The organism is Frankia sp. RB5 (genome assembly GCF_059816245.1).
The window spans coordinates 63,428-84,078 of sequence record NZ_JCBATA010000022.1 but is presented as its reverse complement, the minus strand read 5'-3'; the positions used below and the strand labels follow the sequence as shown (position 1 = coordinate 84,078).

The following is a 20,651-nucleotide window of genomic DNA, read 5'->3' as shown; positions in this document are numbered from 1 at the left end:
CCCGGACCGACCAGCCTCAGGCGTGCCCGGCTTCGGCCTCGTCGAGAGGACCGCTCGGCTCGGGCACGGCCGTGGCCACCGGGCGGGACACGCCGTCGTTCCAGGGATCGCGCGGCGGTTCCACGATGGTCGCGGGCCGGGCCGCCGTCGCGGTCGGCGCGCCGTGGTCGGCGTAGGTGCGCCCCTTCCAGGCGGCGCCGCGGCCGGCCCGTTTCAGGCGCGCGGAGTCGACCGTCATCCCGCAGTAGAGGGCGGCGACGGCGGGCAGGAGCAGGGCGCCGGCCAGGGGCTGTCGGTAGTAGCGGATCATCGGCAGGTAGGACAGCGTCATGATCAGCCAGGCGACGGCGCCGACGATCGCGACCGTCGCGTCGCCGGCGGCGAGGCCCGCGATGGTCGCGGCGACGGGGACGACGAAGACGAGCGTCATCCCCAGCACCGTGCCGAGCAGCAGCAGCGGCGAGTGGCGCAGCTGGGCGTACGCGCTGCGGGACACCATCTTCCACAGGTCGGCCAGCCGCGGGTAGGGGCGGCGGCTGTGCACCTGCTCGGCGAGTCCGAGCCAGGTCCGACCGCCGGAGCGCTTGATGATCCGGGCGATGGCCACGTCGTCGATGACCGCGCCGCGGACCTCCGCGAGCCCGCCGGCCGCGAGCAGGGCCTCCCGCCGCACGAGGGAGCAGCCGCCGGCGGCGGCCGCCACCCGCGAGTTCGGCCGGTTCGACCAGCGGAACGGATAGAGCATCGCGAAGAAGTAGACGAACGCCGGGACGATGAGGCGCTCCCAGACGGTCTCGGCGCGCAGCACCGCCATCTGGGAGACCATGTCCAGGTCCTGTGTGCAGGCGGAGGCGACGAGGCTGGTCAGCGAGCCCGGGTCGTGGGCGATGTCGGCGTCGGTGAGCAGCAGGAACTCGGCGTCGCCTGCACAGTCGACGCCCCGGCGCAGCGCCCACAGCTTGCCGGTCCAGCCGGGGGGCGGCTCCGTCGACGCGGTGACGGCGGCCGTCACGTTCGACCCGCCGCGCTTCGCCGCCTCGTCCGCGAGCGCCCGCGCCACCTCGGTCGTGCCGTCTGTGGAGCCGTCGTCGACGAGGATGAGCCGCGCGGGACCGGGGTAGTCCTGGGTGAGCAGCGTCGGCAGGGTCACGGGCAGCACGTCCGCCTCGTCCCGGGCGGGAATGATGATCGCGACGCTGGGCCAGACGCTGGGGGCCCGGCGGGCCGGCAGGCGCTGGTCGGTCCGCCAGAAGAAGCCATGACCGACGGCCAGGTACAGCCAGGCGAGCAGCGAGGCGAGGGCTATCCACTGGATCACAGTCACAGAGAGTGATGCTGCCACGGGAAGTGGGCGCAGGTCCGCCGTGCGGGGTAATTAAGCGTAAAGAACTTTTGGTGTTGCCCCTGGTGGCGACCTCGAAGCGGCGGAACCGGGGACGCGGCTAGCACCGTCGTGCCATTCTGACCTCGGGCGGGTGGCCCGCAGTCGGGTGACCTCCGGCTCACCCCGACCGGTCCCTGGTTCCCGCAGCCGCCGCGCAGGGCCGCCGCTGCACCATAATCGAGGGGTGACACGTAGCCGTCGTTCCGAGCAGACGGCTGACACCCGTCAGGCCCTCGTCTCGGCAGCCCGCCGCCGGTTCGCCGAGCAGGGATTCGCCGCGACCGGCACCGAGGAGATCGTCGCTGACGCCCAGGTGACCCGCGGCGCCCTGTACCACCACTTCCGCGACAAGGCCCAGCTGTTCCGGACCGTCATGGAGCAGGTCGCCACCGAGGTCGCCGAGAAGCTCGTCGCCGGCGAGCTCGCCCGCGACGCCGAGCTGCCCAGCGATGCCTGGACGCAGCTGCGCTCCGGTTTCCAGTCGCTGCTCGACATCTCCACCGCGGACAGCGACTTCCAGCGCATCGTGCTGATCGACGGCCCCGCCGTCCTCGGCGGCGAGGCGTGGGACGAGCTGGTCGAGCGGCACGGGTACCGGCTGCTGTCCGAGTGGCTGGAGCGGGCGATGACCGAGAAGAGCATCGCCCCCGTGCCGGTCGCCCCGCTGACCCGCCTGGTGGCCGCCCTGCTGTCGGAGGCGAGCATCTACACCGCCGGCGCCGCCGATCCGGACACCGCCCGCGTCGAGGTCGGCATCGTGCTCGACCGCCTGGTGCGCGGCCTCAGCCTTGGCAGCGACGACCTCTCCGACCAGTCCTCCGTCAGCGCCGACGGCAGCCCGCCGCGCGTCTGCTGACGTCGTCCTGGCCGAAACGCCGAACGCCGCCCCGGCCGGAGAGATCCGGCCGGGGCGGCGTCGACGAGGTGGTACAGCGGCCCGTCAGGCCTGGCGGGAGGCGCGAATGGACTCCTTGAGCGAGCCCATCGTGGCCAGCACGGCCGACGTCTCGTACCCGCAGTGCGCCATGCAGTTCGCGCAGCGCGGGTCCTTGCCGCGGCCGTAGGAGTCCCAGTCGGTGGTCTCGACGAGCTCCTTGTAGGAGGAGACGTAGCCGTCGCTCATCAGGTAGCAGGGCTTCTGCCAGCCGAACAGCGAGTAGCTCGGAATGCCCCAGGCGGTGCAGTCGAGCTCCTTCTTCCCCTCCAGGAAGTCGAGGAAGATCGGCGAGTGGTTGAGCCGGAACCGCTTGCGCCGGCCGTCCGCGAAGACCTTGGCGAACATCTCGCGGGTCTCCTGCACGGCGAGGAAGTGCTCCTGGTCGGGAGCCTTCTCGTACGCGTAGCCGGGCGAGAGCTGGATCTGGTCGACCTTGAGGTCGTCGTTGAGGAACGTCAGGATGTCGATGACATCCTGCGGGCTGTCGTTGTTGAAGAACGTGGAGTTCGTCCCGACGCGGAACCCGGCGGCCTTGGCCGCGTGGAACGCCCGGACGCACTCGTCGAACGTGCCCTCCTTCTCCACCACCGCGTCGTGCCGCTCGCGCAGCCCGTCGATGTGCAGGACGAAGGTGAAGTAGGGCGACGGGGTGAAGTTCTTGAGCTTCTTCTGCAGCAGCAGCCCGTTCGTGCACAGGATCACGAACTTCTTGCGCTTGACCAGCTCGTTGACGATCTCGTGGATCTGCGGGTGCATGAGCGGCTCACCGCCCGCGATCGCCACGACCGGCGCACCGCACTCCTTGACGGCGGCGAGCGCGTCGTCGACGCTCATCCGCTGCTTCAGGACGGACGCCGGGTGCTGGATCTTGCCGCAGCCCGTGCAGGACAGGTTGCAGGCAAACAGTGGCTCGAGCTCCAGCACGAGCGGGAAGTGCTTGCGACGCAGCAGCTTCTGCTTCGCCAGGTAGGTACCGATACGGAGCTGGTACCGCCACTCAACCGCCACGGCGTAGCTCCCCTCTCTCAGGTCGCCGGTGAAGGACCGATGATCGCTGCACTGACCATACAGCCTGTACGTACAGCCTGCATGTGGATCGTGTGATGAACTGCCGCACAGCCACGTCGCAAGACCGACGCTTCGTGCGCGCGGGCGTTGACGTGGGCAAGATAGGACCAGGTCAGGGGCATGGTCGCGGGACCGGTCGGCGCCGCGATAGCGGGTCGCGGCGCCGCGCCCCCGACCTTCGACGCCTCGTCGGAGGTGGACCACCCCACCACCCGGCCTCGCCATTACCGAGAGTGACATGGGCTCGCGCCCTGCGCGACTCGAGCGCCGGCGAGGCCGAGGGCCGGGCACGTCCCGCGCGCACGCGAGCGGGCCCGGACCTCGGCATGGGTCGCGACCTCGCCACCAGGCGGGTCCCAGCCGGGACCGGCGGCAGGCGGGCGGGCCGGGGAGGCGGTCAGGCGAGGATGTGATCAGGTGGGGATGTGGTCAGGCCGGCGAGGAGGGAGTCGCCGCCGCTCGGCGCAGTTCCTTGGGCAGGTGGAAGGCGACCGTCTCGCGGCCGACGGAGCGTACGGAAACCTCGGTGCGCCCGAGACCGGACAGCGCCTCGGTGAGCTCCTCGACGAGCGACGGCGGCGCGGAGGCACCGGCCGAGATGCCGACCGTCTCCACGCCGTCCAGCCAGGCCAGCCGCACGTCGCCGACGTTCTCGACCAGGTGGGAGGCCGCTCCGTCGCGCTGGCTGACCTGCACCAGGCGGACCGAGTTGGCGCTGTTCGCCGAGCCGACGACGAGGACGAGCTGCGCCGCGGCCGCGACCTTGCGCACCGCGTTCTGCCGGTTGGATGTCGCGTAGCAGATGTCCGCGGAGCCCGGGCCGACGATGGCCGGGAAGCGGTCCCGCAGCGCGTCGACGACCTCGGCGGCCTCGTCCAGGGCCAAGGTCGTCTGCATGAGGTAGGTGACCCGCTCGGGGTCGTCGACCTCGAGGGAGTCGACCTCGGCGGCGGACTGCACCAGCCGGATGCGGCCGGGAGCCTCGCCGAGGGTGCCGTCGACCTCCTCGTGACCGGCGTGGCCGATGAGGAACACCGTGTCGCCGCGGGTGGTGAAGCGGCGGGCCTCGGCGTGCACCTTCTCGACCAGCGGACAGGTCGCGTCGATGACGGACAGCTCGCGGGTGCCGGCCTGGTCCCAGACCGCGGGGGCGACGCCGTGCGCGGAGAACACCACGGTGGCGCCGGCCGGCACCTCGTCGAGCTCCTCGACGAAGACGGCGCCGCGTGCGGCCAGGTCGGCGACGACGTGCGAGTTGTGCACGATCTGCTTGCGGACGTAGACGGGCGCCCCGTGCACCTCCAGCGCCCGCTCGACGACCTCGATCGCGCGCTCGACGCCGGCGCAGAACGCCCGCGGCTCGGCGAGCAGCACCGTGCGACGGCCGACCGCCGCCGCCCAGGCGCCGATCGGCGGGCCGAGGCGGCGCAGGGTGCGCAGGCCGACGACGCCCCGGCGGAGCATGTCGACCCGGCCGAGCGGCTCGTCGGCGGTGTCGACGATCACCCGTACGGCGGCGAAGGGAACGTCACCGGCCCCCTGGGCGATGGGCCCGCTCTCCATGTCCACGGCGATGGCGCCGGTGGCGGCCAGCCGGGTCCGCTCGTCGCCGGTGGCGATCTTCGCGACGGTGACGATCGGGCCGACGTGCACGGTCAGGCCGAGCCGGCGCAGGTCACCGGCGAGCAGCGGGGCGGAGGCGCACCGGCCGACGACCCGGCCGTCGACGCCGCGGATCTCGCTGGCGACGACCACGTCACCCGGCCTGATCCCGGCGGCGAGGCCACCGGAGAGGCCCACGATGGCGACCGCGTCGGGCCGTGCCTCGCGGACGACCCGGGCCGCCCGCTCGGCCCGTTCCGGGCCCATCCCGGTCCGAATCATGATCGTGTCGGTGGGCAGGCCGGACCGTCCGGCGGCCATGGCCTCGAACCGCAGCGCCGTGGCGACCACGAGCCGGGCGCGCCGCCGCGCCGACCCGGCGGCCGCGGGCGTGACCGCGGGCCGGGGTGAGACGGCTGGCGCGGGCGGGGTGACGGTCACCGTGGCGGCGGGCGTGCCTCCCGCCGGGCCGGTGAGGGTCGCGGTGGACGCGGTGCCGCGCCGACCGGCCACGCCGACAGCGGCGTGGACGGCCGAGCGCCGGTGGACGGCCGACGAGGGCACCGACGGCGACAGCGGATCCTGCGTGGGGATCACCGCCGCCTCGCCGGTGGCGCCAGTGCCACCCGAGGAGCGAGTGGCGCCGTCACCCGCGGCGGCGCCGGGGGCGGCCCGGTCGCCGCCCGGGGATGCGGACGTGTTCATGACGTGGACACCCCGGTGAGGCTCACGTACCGACCGAGTGCCGTCAGTGGGAAGACCAGCCGGTACAGGTTGTAGTTCAGCGAGAAGTCCCACGGGAAGCCGGTGCCGGTGAAGTAGGGCTCGTCCCAGGTGCCGTCGGGCCGCTGGGTCTCGCACAGCCACCGCACGCCGCGCCTCACCGCCAGGCTGTTCGGGTCGACGGCCAGCAGCGCGAGCAGCGCCCACGCCGTCTGGGAGGCGGTGAGCGCGCCCCGGCCGATCCAGGCCGGATCGGTGTAGGAGCGCAGGTCCTCGCCCCAGCCACCCTCGGGTGCCTGGTGCTCGACCAGCCAGCGCACCGCGGCGGTGATCGCCGGGTGGTCGGTCGGCACGCCGGCGGCGATCAGCGCCGGCACGACCGCCCCGGTGCCGTAGACGTGGTTCACGCCCCAGCGCCCGAACCACGATCCGCCCGGCTCCTGGTTGTCCAGCAGCCACTGGACGGCCCGCTGGGTGATCGGGTGATCGGAGCGGCCGAGGTCGGCGAGCATCTCGACGAGGTGCGCCGTGACGTCCGCCGACGGCGGGTCCACGACCTCGCCGAAGTCGCAGAACGGGATCTTCGTGGCGAGCATCCGGACGTTGTCCGCGTCGAAGGCGCCCCAGGCACCGTTCGACGAGCGCATCCCGACGCTCCAGTCGACCCCGCGGGCCGCCGCCGCGCGCATCGCGGCGGCCAGCGCCGGGTCGGCGTCCTCGACGGTGGGCCGCCCCGCGGCGGCGTGCTCGTACGCGCCGCGCAGCGCCGGCGGGACGACGTGCTCGGCGCCGAGCAGGCGGCGCAGCGCCAGCACGACCTCGGCGGTGTCGTCGACGTCGGGGTAGAAGTCGTTGTCGAACTCGAACGCCCAGCCGCCGGGGGCGAGCTCGGGGCGGCGGACCGCCCAGTCGCCGGCGACCCGGACCTCCTCGTCGACGAGCCAGCGGCCGGCCTTCACCATCGCCGGGTGGTCCGCGGGCACGCCCGCGTCGGCCAGGGCCACCACCGCGAGCGCGGTGTCCCAGACCGGCGACTGACAGGCCTCGATCTGCCGGATCGGGCCTTCCGGCGTGTCGCGGCGGATCACGAACCGCTCCATCCCACGGAACGCGGTGGCGATCACCGGGTGGTTGAGCGGGTAGCCCATCAGGTGCAGCGCCATGACGGAGTAGACCCACGGCGGCTGGATGCCGCCCCAGCACCCGTCGGCCTCCTGGCGGGCGACGACCCACTCGGTGGCCCGGCGCAGCGCCAGGGTGCGCAGCAGCCCGATCGGCCGGCGCTCATAGCGGTGCAGCGCCCGGTCGAGCCGCTGGAAGACGCCCTCCCAGCTGCGCAGCGGCGCCAGCTTGCGGGCGGGCGCCGCGACCTTGAGCTCGTCGATGTCGAAGCCGAGGTCGTGTGACGGGCGCAGCGAGCCGACGATCGTCAGCGCCACGACCGTCTGCCGCGCCCAGCAGGCGAAGTCGTAGACGTTCAGCGGCACCCACGACGGCAGGAAGATCAGTTCCGGCGGGATCACCGGCACGTCGTCCCACGACCACTGGCCGAGGGCGGCCAGCCAGATCCGGGTGAACACCCGGGAGGCGGCCACCCCGCCCTTCGCCCGCACCAGCTCGGCCGCCCGCGCCATGTGCGGCGCGTCGACGGCGTCGCCGGCCAGGCGCAGCGCGATGTAGGCCTCGATGGTGGTGGACAGATCGGCCGGTCCGCCGTAGAAAGTGGCCCAGCCGCCGTCGTCGAGCTGCTGGGAGCGGACCCACCGGGCGGTCTGCTCGGTCTCCTCGGCCTCGCGGATGCCGAGGAACTGCTTCATGAACAGATCCTCGGCGTCCATCGTGACGTTGGTCTCGAGGTCACCCTTCCACCAGCCCTCGTCGTCCTGCAGGGCGAGCAGGTGGTCCCGGGCCCGCGCCGCGGCGGTGTCAGCGCTGATCGGGCCGGAGCCGGCCGCGGGGGCCGGCGCGGCGCCGTCGGTCGCCGTGCTCTCGCGCGGCGCCGATGCGGTGGGCAGCGGCGGTGAGGACCGGGAGATCCCGTAGGCATCGGCGGTGGCGGGCACCGGGATGGTGGGCCGCTTCACGCTCTGCTCGGCCGCCGGAGCAGCCGGAGACGGGTCCGAGGTCAGGCTCATCGACGACTCCCCTCGTCGTACGTGCGATGGTCAGGCGAACGGTCACCAGGCTGGTCGCCGCCCCACCACCCGGCGGCACCCCGACCTGGGACGGGGCGGCGGGTGGTCCAGGCGGCATGAGCGCCTGTGCACACCTGCGGCCTCCTTCAGCGATCGCGCTCGGTCACGAAACGGGCCAGCGCGAGCAGCTCGGCCTCGGCCCGCTCCGGCATCGACTGCGAGCGCAGGACGTTCTCACACGCCTTGAGCTGGCGGTCCGCCTCGGCGGTCGTCCAGTCGCGGCCGCCGGCCCGCTCGATGAGCTCGGCGATGTGGGCGAGTTCCGCTTCGCTGGCCTCGCCGGTGGTGGTGAGGAAGGCGCGCAGCTCGTCGGCCGCGGCGCCGCCGGCCTCGAGGGCGACGACGACCGGTACCGACTTCTTGCGCGAGCGCAGGTCCGACAGCACCGGCTTGCCGGTCACCGACGGGTCGCCCCAGATACCGAGCAGGTCGTCGATGAGCTGGAAGGCGGTGCCCAGGCGCGAGCCATACTCGGCCAGCGCGTTCACCAGTTCGTCGTCGGCGCCGGCGAGCATGGCGCCCAGCGACGCCGAGCAGGCCAGCAGCGCGCCGGTCTTGCCGTCCTCCATGTGCAGCGTGTCGGCCACGGTGACGTCGGAGCGGCGCTCGAACATCAGGTCCTCGGCCTGGCCGCGGACCAGTTCCTGCACGCCGGCGCTCAGCGACAGCGCGGCGCGCCGAGCCGGCTCGCCGGGCACCTCGAGCAGGATCTGGACGGCGAGCCCGAGCAGGGCGTCGCCGGCCAGGATCGCGCCGTCGGCACCGAAGACCGTCCAGGCGGTGGCCCGGTGGCGGCGCTCGGTGTCGCCGTCCATCAGGTCGTCGTGCAGCAGCGAGAAGTCGTGGACCAGCTCGACGGCGACGGCCGCGGGCAGGCCGACCTCCGCCGGCGCGCCGGCCGCCTCGGCGGACAGCAGCGCGAGCGCCGGGCGCACGAGCTTGCCGCCGCCACCGGTCAGCGGCTCGCCGGCGGCGTCCACCCAGCCGCGGTGGTAGGCGACGACGTGGCGAAGACGCGGGTGCAGGCGGTCCACCACGGCGCGTAGCGCCGGCACGGTGAGGGTCCGCCCCCGCTCGATCGCATCCGGAACCGTCATGGTCATACCGGGAATCCCCCAATGGATGAGTGGCCTTGCTGGCCGGTGGGCACCGGCCCAGCGGCCACCGTCGACCCGGTGGCCGCCGCGTTCTCCCCCCGTGGATCCGGAAGATCCGACACTTCCGATGGCAACAGCCGGGCCGCGCCGCTCGCCGGATGCCCGCCGGCGGACCGGGCCAACCCGGTGACGACAACCCCCATGCCGGCCAGGCTCTCACGGGCCGCAGCGAGTCCGCTACGCACGGCCGATTCCATGGTCGCGGGCCACCCGGTGTCGGTCCACGTCCCGGCCAGGGCGAAGTGGGGCAGGCCGGTCGACGCTCCCGGGCGCAACGCGAGCGAACCGGGCGCCTGCCGGAAGGTCGCCGTGCGCTCCCGGGTCACGAAGACCTCGATCGGCTCGGCGGCGCGGGCGGCCGGAAACAGCCGGGCCATCTCCTCGACGAACATCGCCCGCAGCTCGTTCGCCGGCCGGTCGATCCAGGGCCCGGCCGCCGACTGCGACAGCGCGAGATACTGGGCGCCGGGCGGGCCGGAGGCGGCGAGGCCGGAGGAGATCGTCCGATCGAAGATCCACTGGATCGGCGAGTCGACGACGGCGAGGAACGGCCCCTCGATCACCTGCCGGGGGTAGATCATGTGCACGTTGATGATCGGCGAGTCACCGAGCTCGCCCAGCGCCGCCCGGTCCGTCGTGGCATCCGCCGGCAGCAGCGCGGCCGCGGCGGGCGGCTGCACCGCCAGCACGACCGCGTCCGCGCGCAGCTCGCCGGACTCGTCGGTGCCCGCGACCGCCTCCCCACGGCCGGTGCCGCCGGCGGTGACGGCCAGGCGCCAGGTGCCGCCGGCCGCGGCGGTGATCGAGCGGACCTTCGCACCGAGCCGCACGTCGGCGCCGGCGGCGGCCAGGGCGCTGGCCGCCGCGTCGCCGTGCAGCCGGGACAGCGGCACCTCGGCCCAGCCGAGGTCGCCGGCGTCGGCGCCCTCCAGCAGGCCGGTGCGCACGACCTTCGCGGCCAGGCCCAGCGACGCCTCGTCGGCCGGCGCGTTCAGCGTCGCGACCGTCAACAGCTCCCACAGGGCCGACGTCGCCGCCGGGCCCTGACCGTGCGCGGCGAGCCAGCTGCCGAACGAGCGCCCGTCCACGGCCGCGGAGCGCTGGTCGAGCCGGCCGAGCTGGAACGCGGCGAGCCCGGCGCGCAGCCGCTCGGCCAGCGGCAGCGCCCGGTAGCCGAGCAGCGCCGGGGCCAGGTGCAGTGGCGCGGGCAGCCGAACGCTGGTGCGGCGCAGCCGGGTGCGGGTCAGCGAGTCGCCGAGCAGCACCGGGACGTCGAGGCGGGGCTGCAGCGTCGTCAGGTGCTCGACGCCCAGGCGCGCGAGCAGGCCGCGGTAGGCGGTGCAGCAGCGCATGAACACGTGCTGACCGGTGTCGATCCACAGCTCGCCGCGCCGGAACGACGTCGTCTGCCCGCCGAGGCGGGGACGGGCCTCCAGCAGGGTGACCCGTACCCCGCTGTCCGCGGCGAGCAGTGCCGCGGCCATCCCGGCGAGGCCGCCGCCGACGACAACGAGATGCCGCCGGTGATCCTCCCGGACGCTCATGCGGCGCTCGTCTCCGGTCGGCCCGCGAGGCTGCGGGCGGCGACGACCGCCTTCTGCCAGCCCGGCAGCGCCAGGCGCCGGTCGAGCACGGCGCTCGGGTCGTTCTTGATCCGGCGGTTGAGCCGCAGATAGATCCCGGCCATCGCGCCGCAACAGGCGGCGCTGCGACGGTCCAGCAGGTCGAGCAGCACCATCCCGCGGGCGTACCAGTCCTCGGCGCGCTGCGCGGAGGAGCGCAGGTAGCCCAGCAGCGCCACCGGCGGCCCGCCGAGGTGGCCCGACGCGTCGACGGACAGCTCGATGCCCGCGGCCTTCAGTTCCTGCGCCGGCAGGTAGATCCGCCCGCCGATGAGGTCCTCGCGCACGTCGCGCAGGATGTTGGTCTGCTGCAGCGCGACCCCGAGCGCGTCGGCGATCGCCGGCGCGGACCGGTTGTTCGCGGCCGCCTCGGTGCCGAAGATGCCCAGGGACAGCCGGCCGATGGTGCCGGCGACGAGCCGGCAGTAGCCGACCATGTCGTCGAACGTCTCGTAGGTGGTGCCGTGCACGTCGCTCTCGACGCCGTCGGCCAGCTCGATGAACGCCTCCAGCGGGATCGGGAAGCGGCGGGCCGCGTCGGCGAGCGCGACGTAGACCGGGTCGTCGGAGCTGTTCTCGCCCAGCCCGTGCACCTCGGCGCGCACCCCGGCGAGCCCGGCGAGCTTCTCCTCGTCGGGCAGGTCGCCGTCGCCGATGTCATCAAGCCGGCGTGACAGCGCGTACACGGCGGACAGCGCGCCGCGCTTGTCTGGCGGGAGCAGCCTGATGCCATAGGAGAAGTTGCGCGCCGCCTCACGGGTCAGCGCCTCGCAGGAGGCGTACGCCTCGGCGACGGTCGGCCGGCGCGACGCGCCCGCGGCTGAGATGCTCATCGTCCCTCCCCCGCCGTGGAGCCGGCGGACCCGGTGGATCTCGCCGCACTGCCGGCGGCGCCGGCCGTGCTGGTGACGCTCGCGACCGCCGCCGCGGTGCGCGCCGCGCCCGCCGCCGCGGGACCCGACGCGCGGGCCAGGGCGACCAGCGCGAAGCCCGCCAGCCGCGGCTTCGGCGCCTTCGGCGGGCCGCCGAGAACGTCGTAGCCGGCCCGGCGGATCGCGTCGAGCGCGGCGCGGCCGCCGCCGACGAAGCCGGCCAGCGCGAACCGCAGCCGGCCCGGCACCATCGACACCAGTGGGGCGCCCTGGTCCATCACCGTACGGGCCCGCGCCACCTGGAAGGCCATCAGGTGCCGCACCGCGGGACCGGCCGAGCGCGCCCGCAGGTCCGCCTCGGTCACCCCGAACGCGTCGAGGTCCTCCAGCGGCAGGTAGATCCGCCCGGCGGCGAGGTCCTCGGCCACGTCCTGCCAGTGCTCGACGAGCTGCAGCGCGGTGCAGATCCGGTCGGAGAGCACCACCCGATCGGGGGTGGCCAGGCCGAACACGCCGAGCACCATCCGCCCCACCGGGTCCGCCGACAGCGTGCAGTACTGGACGAGGTCCTCGAAGGTGGCGTATCGGGTGACCCGCTGGTCCTGCCGGTTCGCCTCGACGAGGCGCTCGAACGGCTCGGCCGGCAGGTCGCAGGCACGCACGGTGGGGGCGAGGCGGCGCAGGACCGGCAGCTCGGGCTCACCGCCGGACCAGATCAGCGCCAGGTCGTCGCTGAGCCGGTCAAGCAGGGCGAGCCGGTCCCCGTCCGCCTCGTCGCCGATGTTGTCGACGAACCGGCAGTAGGCGTAGATGGCATGGAAGTGGGAGCGGACCGCCGCGGGCAGGACGATCGGCGAGACCGGGAAGTTCTCCGCCGGCGCGGCGAGCAGCAGCTGCTCGGCGGGAGTGGACAGGCCCGTCGCGCCCGACGGCGCAGGCGTGCGGGGTGGGCCGGTTGGGGCGTCGATGGCGGTCATACGCCTCTCCTTCGATGACGGTCTGCACTCCGGGCGACGTGTTCCGGGGTCGGGCTCCAGGACGGATCGGGGTCCGGGGCGTTCGGAGCCGGGCGGATCGGTCTCGGCGGGGGAATCCGGGCCGGGCGGAGCCGCCGGGAACCGTCCGCGGCAGACCGCGACGGGATTCCAGCTGGACGGGGACGCGGCCCAGTGAGGCGGTGCGGGACCGGGGGCGCTGGGCGCGCCGCCGGCCCCGCCCGGCGCGTCTGCCCCAGCGGTCACGAAGGCCGCCGGGGAGTGTCGTCGGTGTCACTCACCCCCAAGGGGGGCCGGCACGGGCCGGCCCGCACGGTACTCGGATCGCCGGATCATCCGAAGACTCCGGCCAGTCTGCGGTACAGCGACGGCATCGCGTCGTGGATGCGCACGGCTCCGTTGAGCCAGCCGGGCACCCAGACCTCCGCGCTGCCCCGCCCCGCCGCCGCCAGCATCCGCTCGGCGACGAGCGCCGCCGGGATCGGACGCGGCCAGCGCCGCACGTACGGTGCGCCGCGGCGGTGGAAGAACGGGGTGTCGACCACTCCGGGCAGGCACAGGGTCACGGTGACACCGCGCCCGGCGACCTCGGCCCGCAGCGCGTCGGCGAACCCACCCATCGCCGCCTTCGTCGCGGAGTAGGCGACCTCGCCGCGCACGCCGAGCGCGCCGGCGATGCTGCCGACGATCAGAATCCGGCCCTGCCCCCGATCGAGCATGGCCGGTAGCATGGCCCGGACCAGCGCCATCGGCGACAGGACATTGACCGCGACGAGCTGCGCGATCGCCTCCTGCGACATCATGTCGAACGGTCCGGCGGCTCCGAGTCCCGCGGAACACACCAGCAGGTCGACGTCTCCGAGCAGCTCACCGGCCCGGGAGGCGACCGCCACCTCCGAGCCCGATGTAGCCAGGTCGACGGCGATGCGGTGTCCCTCCGTCGCCGCCGCGACCTCGTCCAGCGCGGAGCCGTTGCGGCCGACCAGCAGCGAGCGGCAGCCGCCCGCGGCCAGCAGCAGTGCGGCCTCCCGACCGATGCCGCTGGAGGCACCGGTCACCACCGCTGTGCGCGGTGGCCAGATTGCTGGGGCCGCGCCCGTTCTCGCGGCCCGATTGGTGAGGACGGTCAACCCTCCGTCACGGAAAGCAGGCCGGGACCGTGTGCTCACGACACACCACTTCCGGTCGTTCCTTTCACGCCGTTCTCCCCCGCGGGCACTGGTTGCACGTCACCTACTACTTTCCCCACTCATCTCGCCCCGCGTCGCGAGGTGGTCCGACCAAACCTGATCGGCACGGTCCGATGGCACGACCTCATCCGCCGGACCGCCGCATCGGCCGCTCCCCGGGGCCATGCCGATCCGAACAGCTACTACCTGTCAACCGTCGGGCTCAGGACCGTGGACGCCGACACCATCCCGCGCCCACCTGGTCCATGACTCCACCATTTCACCGTCCCGCCGCCGGGTCGTCCATGGTCAGATGGGCGACATCGACCGGGCGGAACCCCGGCGAGACTCCGGTCTCCCTATCACACTCCCGCTATCCTGGTGGCCTCGCCGGTATCGGCGAGACGAACTGGTATCGGGCCCGCGGACGCGGTCCGATTTGGCGCCCGCACGAAGGATTCTGGATCAGCCGCGACGCGACTGAACCACTCCACCCGGGCGGCCCGGCTATTACGGTGATTTCCGCCCGCAATGCCGGTGAGGGAATTTCCGGGTGCCGGCCCGCGCCCCGGCGATCGCGCCGGCGCCGCCGTGGACCCGAGCGCCCGGCCGGCACCGCGGACGCTCCCGGCACCCGCGGCCCGACCGGCACCCGCGGCCCGACCGGCAGGGCAGGCACCTGCGGGCCCCCGGCACGCGCAGGCCCGTGACCTGGCCCGCCGGCGCCGCATCGTCAGTCCGACCCGGGCGCCGCACCCGCGGCGACCCGCTGGGGACGGGGCTCATCCGTGACTCGTCCCCACCCCGGTCCAGGCCGGCGCGAGGCGAGCGCCCCGCGGGCCGCGTGGGCATCGTCCGAGCACTGATCCATCCTCCACACGACAACCACCCTACCGCCTTCGACAAAGGTGATCGAAAGCGGCATTTCTCCGAACCTAATGGACGGACCACCCGGTACCGATATCTCCCGGGACGGTGATATCGGACACACGGCATAGATCCCCCGGCCGCGGCGCTCAGAGGACGGCGATGACACGGAGCGGGCCGGCACGTTCGGTGGCATCGAGGTGTTGGCCACCCCCGAACGGATACTCAGTCGACCTGGCCGCTCACCCGAACTCGATCGCCGCGAATCCGCGCGGCCGTCCGGCGGACGGACTACCCCGGGTGCGTACCCGCCGGGAATCACCCACCATCCGGACCCGGTGCGGCGGACCCCGCGGCGCCGGCGATGTCGCGAACTACACGCACGTTCCGGCGGCCTCGGGGCGGCGCGACCCGTCCTCGCCCCCGAGCGCCGCGAGCGCGGCGGCGACGATCTCGTGCCGTTCGGCGGCGGTGACCAACGGCCACAGCCCCTGCGATATCCGCGTCGCGAGCGAGCGCAGCGTCGACGAGCAGACCGCGTCGACATCCTCCCCACCCGCGCCGCCGCCCGCCGTCACGGCCCGCGGCCCGCAGCCGGCGCCACCGCGGCCCACCGACGCCGCGGGCTCCGTGGCGGCCGCCCGCTCCAGCGCCCGGCCCATGATCCCCGACTTCAGCGCGCCGATGGCGCAGTGCGCCCGCAACAGCCGCGCCTGCGACGGCGAGGGCCCCGCCAGCGCGCGGACGAGGGCGTGCTGCAGGGAGAGCATGTCACTCTCACCGATCTTGCGGTGAATGATCGACGGATCGTTGACGAACACAAGCAGCACGCCACCCGACCCGGACATCAGCTCGGCCAGCCGCTCGACCACGATCCGGGGCCCGGGCGGCGGGTTCTGCCGGACCAGATCGACCAGCCGGGCGAGTTCGGACATGAACGGCTGCAGCAGCGCGTCGAGAATCGTTTCCTTGGAGGGGAAGTGATAATAGAGCGCTGCCTTGGTCACGCCGAGCCGCTCTGAGATGTCCCTCACAGAGGTGCCGGCGTAGCCCTGCTCCCCGAACAGGCTCATCGCCGCCGCGAGGATCCGCGACCTGGTGTCGCCCGGCGACTCGGGCGCTGTCGACTCGACCATGACGGATCCACACCCTCCGATCGAGTCCGCGACGAATGTTACCCTCAACCCTACCTACTGAACGACCGGTAAGTTCGGGGCTCGAACCCACCCACGCGCAACCCACGCACCCGCGATCAACACCTCGCCGGTGACGACACCGCCCGATCATCAAACGTTCGAGGGGAAACCGTGGCATCGCTCGCCCGATGGTGCTTCAGGCACCGCCGGCTCGTCCTGCTTCTGTGGATCGTCGCCCTGATCGGGCTCGGCGGGATCAGTCAGGCGGCCGGCAACGACTACAAGGACGCCTTCTCGCTGCCCGGAACGGACTCCCAGAAGGCCATCGACCTCCTGCAGCGCGACTTCCCGGCGGCGTCCGGCGACAGCGCCACGATCGTCCTGCACAGCCGCACCGGCGCTCCCCTGACCGACCCCGCGCTGCGCGGGCCGGCGACGGAGATGCTCGACAAGCTGGCCACGCTGCCGCACGTCTCCGCCGTCCACAGCCCCTTCGAGCGGGGCGGCGAGACGCAGATCAGCAAGAGTGACGGCCTGACCGCCTTCGCATCGGTCGACTTCGACCAGCAGGGCATCGACCTGCCCAAGGACGACATCCAGACGTTCGTCGACACCGCCCGCTCCTCCGACTCGTCGTCGTTGCAGGTCGAGGCCACCGGCCAGCTGGTGGCGGTCATCGAGCAGCAGGAGCAGAGCTACAGCGAGCTCATCGGCATCGTGGCCGCCGCGGTCATCCTCTTCCTCGCGTTCGGCTCGCTGCTGGCCGTCACCCTGCCGCTGATCACCGCGATCATCGCGCTCGGCGTCGGCAGCATGCTCATCATCCTGTTCTCGCACGTGATCACGATCGCCGAGTTCAGCCCGATCCTGGCGACGCTGATCGGCCTGGGCGTCGGCATCGACTACGCGCTGTTCATCGTCAACCGGCACCGGATCGGCCTGCGGGCCGGCAAGAGCCCCGAGGAGGCCGCGGTCACCGCGGTGAACACCTCGGGCCGCGCGGTGCTGTTCGCCGGCATCACCGTCTGCATCGCGCTGCTGGGCATGTTCGCCCTCGGGGTGAGCTTCCTGTACGGCGTGGCGATCTCGGCGGCGGTCGTCGTCGCGATGACGATGTTCGCCGCGGTCACGCTGCTGCCGGCGCTGCTCGGCTTCTACGGCATGCGGGTGCTCAACCGGCGGGACCGCCGCCGTCTCGCCGAGGACGGTCCCGAGCACGCGAGCACCTCGGGCTTCTGGTGGAACTGGGCCAAGCGCATCGAGCGCCGGCCGCAGCTGTTCGCCGTCGTCAGCGGCGTCGTGATCCTGGTGATCGCGGTCCCGTTCTTCTCGCTGCGGCTCGGCTCGTCCGACCTCGGCAACGGCGACACGTCCAAGACCACCAAGCGCGGCTACGACCTGCTCGCCGACGGCTTCGGCCCCGGCTTCAACGGGCCGTTCTCGCTCGTCGCCGAGATCCGCTCCCCGCAGGACAAGGCCACCTTCGACGCCGTGGTCCGGGCGGCCCGGACCACCCCGGGCGTCGCCTCGGTGTCCGAGCCGCGCGAGAGCCCCAAGGGCCAGGCGGAGATCGCCACGCTCTACCCCACGACCAGCCCGCAGGCCGAGGACACCTCGAAGCTGCTGCACCGGCTGCGCGACGACGTCGTCCCGCAGGCCAACCAGACGAACACCGGCATCTACATCGGCGGTATCACGGCGATCTTCGAGGACTTCTCCAGCACGCTGTCGGACAAGCTGCCGCTGTTCATCGGCGTCGTGGTCGTCCTCGCCTTCCTGCTGCTGGTGGCGGTGTTCCGCAGCCTGCTGATCCCGTTGACCGCGTCCGTGATGAACCTGCTCGCCGTCGGTGCCTCGTTCGGCATCGTGGTGGCCGTGTTCCAGTGGGGCTGGGGCTCGTCGGTGTTCAGCGTCACCGGCGGCCCGGTCGAGGCGTTCATCCCGGTCATCCTGTTCGCGATCCTGTTCGGCCTGTCCATGGACTACGAGGTCTTCCTGGTCAGCCGGATGCACGAGGAGTGGACGGCGCGGCGCGACAACCAGCTGGCCGTCTCGCTCGGGCAGGCCGAGACCGGCCGGGTGATCTCCGCGGCCGGCGGCATCATGACGCTGGTGTTCGCCTCGTTCATCCTGGGCGACGACCGCGTCATCAAGCTGATGGGCCTCGGGCTCGCGAGCGCGATCGTGATCGACGCGTTCATCATCCGCACGGTGCTCGTGCCGTCGCTGATGCACGTGTTCGGGCGGGCGAACTGGTGGGTGCCGTCCTGGCTCGACCGGATCCTGCCCCGGATCTCGGTGGAGGCGGCCGAGGACATCGAGGAGATCCGCCACACCCCGCTGCCCGCGGACGCGCTGCCCGCAGCGGCGATCCCGATCGGCGGTGGGCACGTCCACGAGGTCCCCGGCCAGGCGCACCACGAGTCGGACGCGCCCCGCGCGGGCGAACCCACGCACTGACCTGACCCGAACGCCTGACCCGACCCGAACGCCTGACCTGACCCGAACGCGCCGAACCCCCGCCGGCCGCCCGTACGCCGGGCGCGCCTGGCGGGGGTTTCGCGTCTTGGCTACTCGACCCGGCCGTTGATGAGGCGGGCGGTCTCCTGGGCGATCCGGTCGAGCGACTCCTGCGGCAGGTCCCGTTCCGCGGTGGACGCGCTGACCTGCGGGCCCGGTCGCAGGCCCAGGTAGGCGGCCGCGGCCAGGATCGCCCCGGTCGCCGGCGCCACGATGAACAGCCACAACTGGCCGAGCGCCCACCCGCCGACGAACACCGCCGGTCCCAGCGAGCGCGCGGGGTTCACCGACGTGCCGTCGAGCGGGATGCTGATGAGGTGGCACAGGGTGAGGACGAGCCCGATCGCCAGACCCGCGAAGCCGAACGGCGCGCGCACGTCGGTCGCGCCGAGAACGGTGAACACCAGCAGGGCGGTGAGCAGGATCTCGACGAGGAACACCCCGCCGAGGCCGAACCCGCCGGGTGAGTGGGTGCCGTAGCCGTTGGCGCCCAGTCCCAGGGTGCTGGGCGAGTAGCCGGCCGGGCCAGAGTCGGCCAGCAGCCAGACCGTCGCGGCGGCGACGATCGCGCCGGCGCACTGGGCCACCACGTAGCCGAGCGCGTGCCGCGGCTGGATCTTCCGGCACAGCAGCAGTCCCAGGGTCACCGCCGGATTGACGTGACAGCCGGAGATCGGCCCGATCACGTACACAAGCACGAGCAGGGACAGCCCGAAGGCGAGCGCGATCCCGAGCACGCCGACCACGGAACTGGCGAGCACCGCGGTCCCCACTCCACCCAGTACCAGGACGAACGTTCCGATTCCCTCCACCACGTATCTACGCACGCGGAACCCCCTCCGCCGCCGGGACGGCCCGCGGGCAGGTCTGACGGGCCCGGGAACACGTCCAGATATCCACTCCGAGTACCCGATTGATTCCACTCCGTGTCGGGTTTCACTCTGTGGATCACGCCGCGCACCCGCGAGGACCGGCCGACGCCTCGCCGCCGAAGCGGCGGAAATCCCGCCGCGCGGCCCGGCCGTGCACGTCACATACCGGACGGGGCGTATTGGCGGAAACCTCACCTGGCGGCAGTGTCCGATATCGGGACAATCTCGATGGCTTTCGCGGCCGGCCGGCCCGCGGGGCGGCGCCGGAATCGCCGACATTCTCCGTCTCGCCGGCGGGTCCGATACCCGGTCCGGCGACCCGGCTTCCCGTCAATGGCAGGCCGACGGAAGGTTGGGGAAGCAGGGACAACTCGCACAAATGCCAAAAGACGGCCGGTGCACCGGGCTGGCCCAGCTGGCCGGGGCTGGCTCAGCCGCCGGGCTGGGCCGGCTGCGGGCGGCGGGCCCGCGGGTGGTCCGCCGGCGCGAGCCCGGCGGACTGCCCGGTCATCAGGTCGCCGTACTCCAGGTAGCCGGCACGGCGGGAGGTACGGCGCAGCCGCGCGGCCGCCGCGACCCGGCGGGCGTGCAGCGGCGGCAGCAGCCCATCCACCTCGCCGAGCGGGACGAAGGCGAAGGCGACCAGCTCGTCCACGCCCAGCTGGATGCGCTCCCGCCAGCTGGGCGGGAGCAGGCCGCCGTCGAACACGAACAGCAGCATCTCGCCCTCGAGCCAGCCGTCCTTGGGGCGGGGAGCCCAGTCCACGGCCAGCAGGTCGCCGATCGGCGGGGTGATGCCGAGCTCCTCCTCGACCTCGCGGACGCAGGCCGCGTAGGGCGACTCCCCCGGTTCGACGAACCCGCCCGGGATGTCCCAGCCCGGCTTGTACGACGGGTCGACGAGCAGCACCCGGTCGTCCTCGTCGAAGAACAGGGCGCCGGCCGCGGTGTAGGGCCGGGCCATCGGCGGCAGTCCGTCCGTGGGCACCGCCCGGATCACGGTGGGCACGTCGTCACCCACCGGACAGTCGGTCACCTCGTCCGGCGTGCGCTGCGCGCGCCCGGCGCAATGCTCTCCGTCATGAGATCCACGTCCGGTCGTCATCCTGGAACTCTCACGATCCTCATTCATGCCCGTCATCATCCGGCATAGGACTGACGATCAGGCGATCAGATCCGCCGCGACCGCGGGCCAGTCGCTCCACCGATACCCGACCACGAAAGGAGCCACGTTGCCAGCGATTCGCGCCGCAACATGGAAGGCGGCACCCGGCGCGGGGCATGAAGTTCGATGCGACCGCATTGACGGGGACACCTAGTTCATTTCTCCGACATCTGCGGCGTCCACGCCGCGCCGGCCGGGGCCCTGGCACATACCGGCGGCGCCACCGGAACCCATACCGCCCCCGTGCGTCGGGCCACGGCCGACGGGCCGCCGCCCGCTCGGCGCCCGCGCGCCCGCCGGTCGCCCGTCATCGCAGGTGGCGGCACGTCCACGAGCCGCTCGGGCGAGGCCGCGACGCCGCGCATCG

At 73.1% G+C, this 20,651-nt stretch carries 14 protein-coding genes; 2 read left to right on the top strand and 12 right to left on the bottom strand.

Going from position 1 to position 20,651, the window contains the following annotated elements; translation table 11 throughout:
* Positions 1 to 16: 16 nt before the first annotated feature.
* Complete coding sequence (locus AC6EXY_RS14120) at positions 17 to 1,324, bottom strand: glycosyltransferase (RefSeq protein WP_243407226.1); 1,308 nt, start codon at positions 1,322 to 1,324, stop codon at positions 17 to 19.
* A 244-nt stretch (positions 1,325 to 1,568) separates the two neighbouring features.
* On the opposite strand from AC6EXY_RS14120, the gene AC6EXY_RS14115 reads away from it, so the two are divergent.
* Entirely contained in the window at positions 1,569 to 2,240 is a 672-nt protein-coding gene (locus tag AC6EXY_RS14115; protein WP_101830448.1) for a TetR/AcrR family transcriptional regulator, read from the top strand.
* A gap of 84 nt (positions 2,241 to 2,324) precedes the next feature.
* Here AC6EXY_RS14115 and hpnH read toward each other — a convergent pair whose 3' ends face one another.
* From hpnH to AC6EXY_RS14070, 9 genes are all read right to left on the bottom strand, one after another.
* A complete protein-coding gene (hpnH, locus tag AC6EXY_RS14110; RefSeq protein WP_101830449.1) occupies positions 2,325 to 3,329 on the bottom strand; it encodes an adenosyl-hopene transferase HpnH in 1,005 nt (334 codons plus the stop codon).
* 489 nt (positions 3,330 to 3,818) lie between these two features.
* Positions 3,819 to 5,696, bottom strand: coding sequence for a 4-hydroxy-3-methylbut-2-enyl diphosphate reductase (ispH, locus tag AC6EXY_RS14105; protein ID WP_101830450.1), 1,878 nt, complete (start codon positions 5,694 to 5,696; stop codon positions 3,819 to 3,821).
* On the bottom strand, positions 5,693 to 7,849 hold the full coding sequence (locus tag AC6EXY_RS14100) for a terpene cyclase/mutase family protein (RefSeq protein WP_101830451.1): 2,157 nt from the start codon (positions 7,847 to 7,849) through the stop codon (positions 5,693 to 5,695). The genes ispH and AC6EXY_RS14100 overlap by 4 nt, the downstream gene beginning before the upstream one ends.
* Before the next feature lie 146 nt (positions 7,850 to 7,995).
* Positions 7,996 to 9,012, bottom strand: a complete 1,017-nt coding sequence (locus tag AC6EXY_RS14095) for a polyprenyl synthetase family protein (protein ID WP_101830452.1) — start codon at positions 9,010 to 9,012, stop codon at positions 7,996 to 7,998.
* On the bottom strand, positions 9,009 to 10,610 hold the full coding sequence (gene hpnE / locus AC6EXY_RS14090; protein WP_101830453.1) for a hydroxysqualene dehydroxylase HpnE: 1,602 nt from the start codon (positions 10,608 to 10,610) through the stop codon (positions 9,009 to 9,011). Before hpnE ends, AC6EXY_RS14095 begins: the two co-directional genes overlap by 4 nt.
* Positions 10,607 to 11,521: a presqualene diphosphate synthase HpnD gene (gene hpnD, locus AC6EXY_RS14085; RefSeq protein ID WP_101830454.1), complete on the bottom strand. Its 915-nt coding sequence runs from the start codon at positions 11,519 to 11,521 to the stop codon at positions 10,607 to 10,609. The genes hpnE and hpnD overlap by 4 nt, the downstream gene beginning before the upstream one ends.
* The gene (gene hpnC / locus AC6EXY_RS14080; RefSeq protein ID WP_101830455.1) at positions 11,518 to 12,537 is read right to left on the bottom strand and encodes a squalene synthase HpnC; all 1,020 of its coding nucleotides are present in this window, start codon (positions 12,535 to 12,537) and stop codon (positions 11,518 to 11,520) included. The genes hpnD and hpnC overlap by 4 nt, the downstream gene beginning before the upstream one ends.
* 350 nt (positions 12,538 to 12,887) lie before the next feature.
* Positions 12,888 to 13,724, bottom strand: coding sequence for an SDR family NAD(P)-dependent oxidoreductase (locus AC6EXY_RS14075; RefSeq protein WP_207770176.1), 837 nt, complete (start codon positions 13,722 to 13,724; stop codon positions 12,888 to 12,890).
* Between the two features lie 1,241 nt (positions 13,725 to 14,965).
* Positions 14,966 to 15,727, bottom strand: a complete 762-nt coding sequence (locus AC6EXY_RS14070) for a TetR/AcrR family transcriptional regulator (protein WP_101830457.1) — start codon at positions 15,725 to 15,727, stop codon at positions 14,966 to 14,968.
* Between the two features lie 171 nt (positions 15,728 to 15,898).
* Here AC6EXY_RS14070 and AC6EXY_RS14065 point away from each other — a divergent pair, with 171 nt between their 5' ends.
* Entirely contained in the window at positions 15,899 to 18,187 is a 2,289-nt protein-coding gene (locus tag AC6EXY_RS14065; protein WP_101830458.1) for an MMPL family transporter, read from the top strand.
* Between the two features lie 110 nt (positions 18,188 to 18,297).
* Here the strand turns inward: AC6EXY_RS14065 and AC6EXY_RS14060 are convergent, their stop codons facing one another.
* Positions 18,298 to 19,074: an aquaporin gene (locus AC6EXY_RS14060; protein ID WP_101830459.1), complete on the bottom strand. Its 777-nt coding sequence runs from the start codon at positions 19,072 to 19,074 to the stop codon at positions 18,298 to 18,300.
* A gap of 475 nt (positions 19,075 to 19,549) precedes the next feature.
* On the bottom strand, positions 19,550 to 20,128 hold the full coding sequence (locus AC6EXY_RS14055; protein ID WP_499842346.1) for an NUDIX domain-containing protein: 579 nt from the start codon (positions 20,126 to 20,128) through the stop codon (positions 19,550 to 19,552).
* Positions 20,129 to 20,651 lie beyond the last annotated feature (523 nt).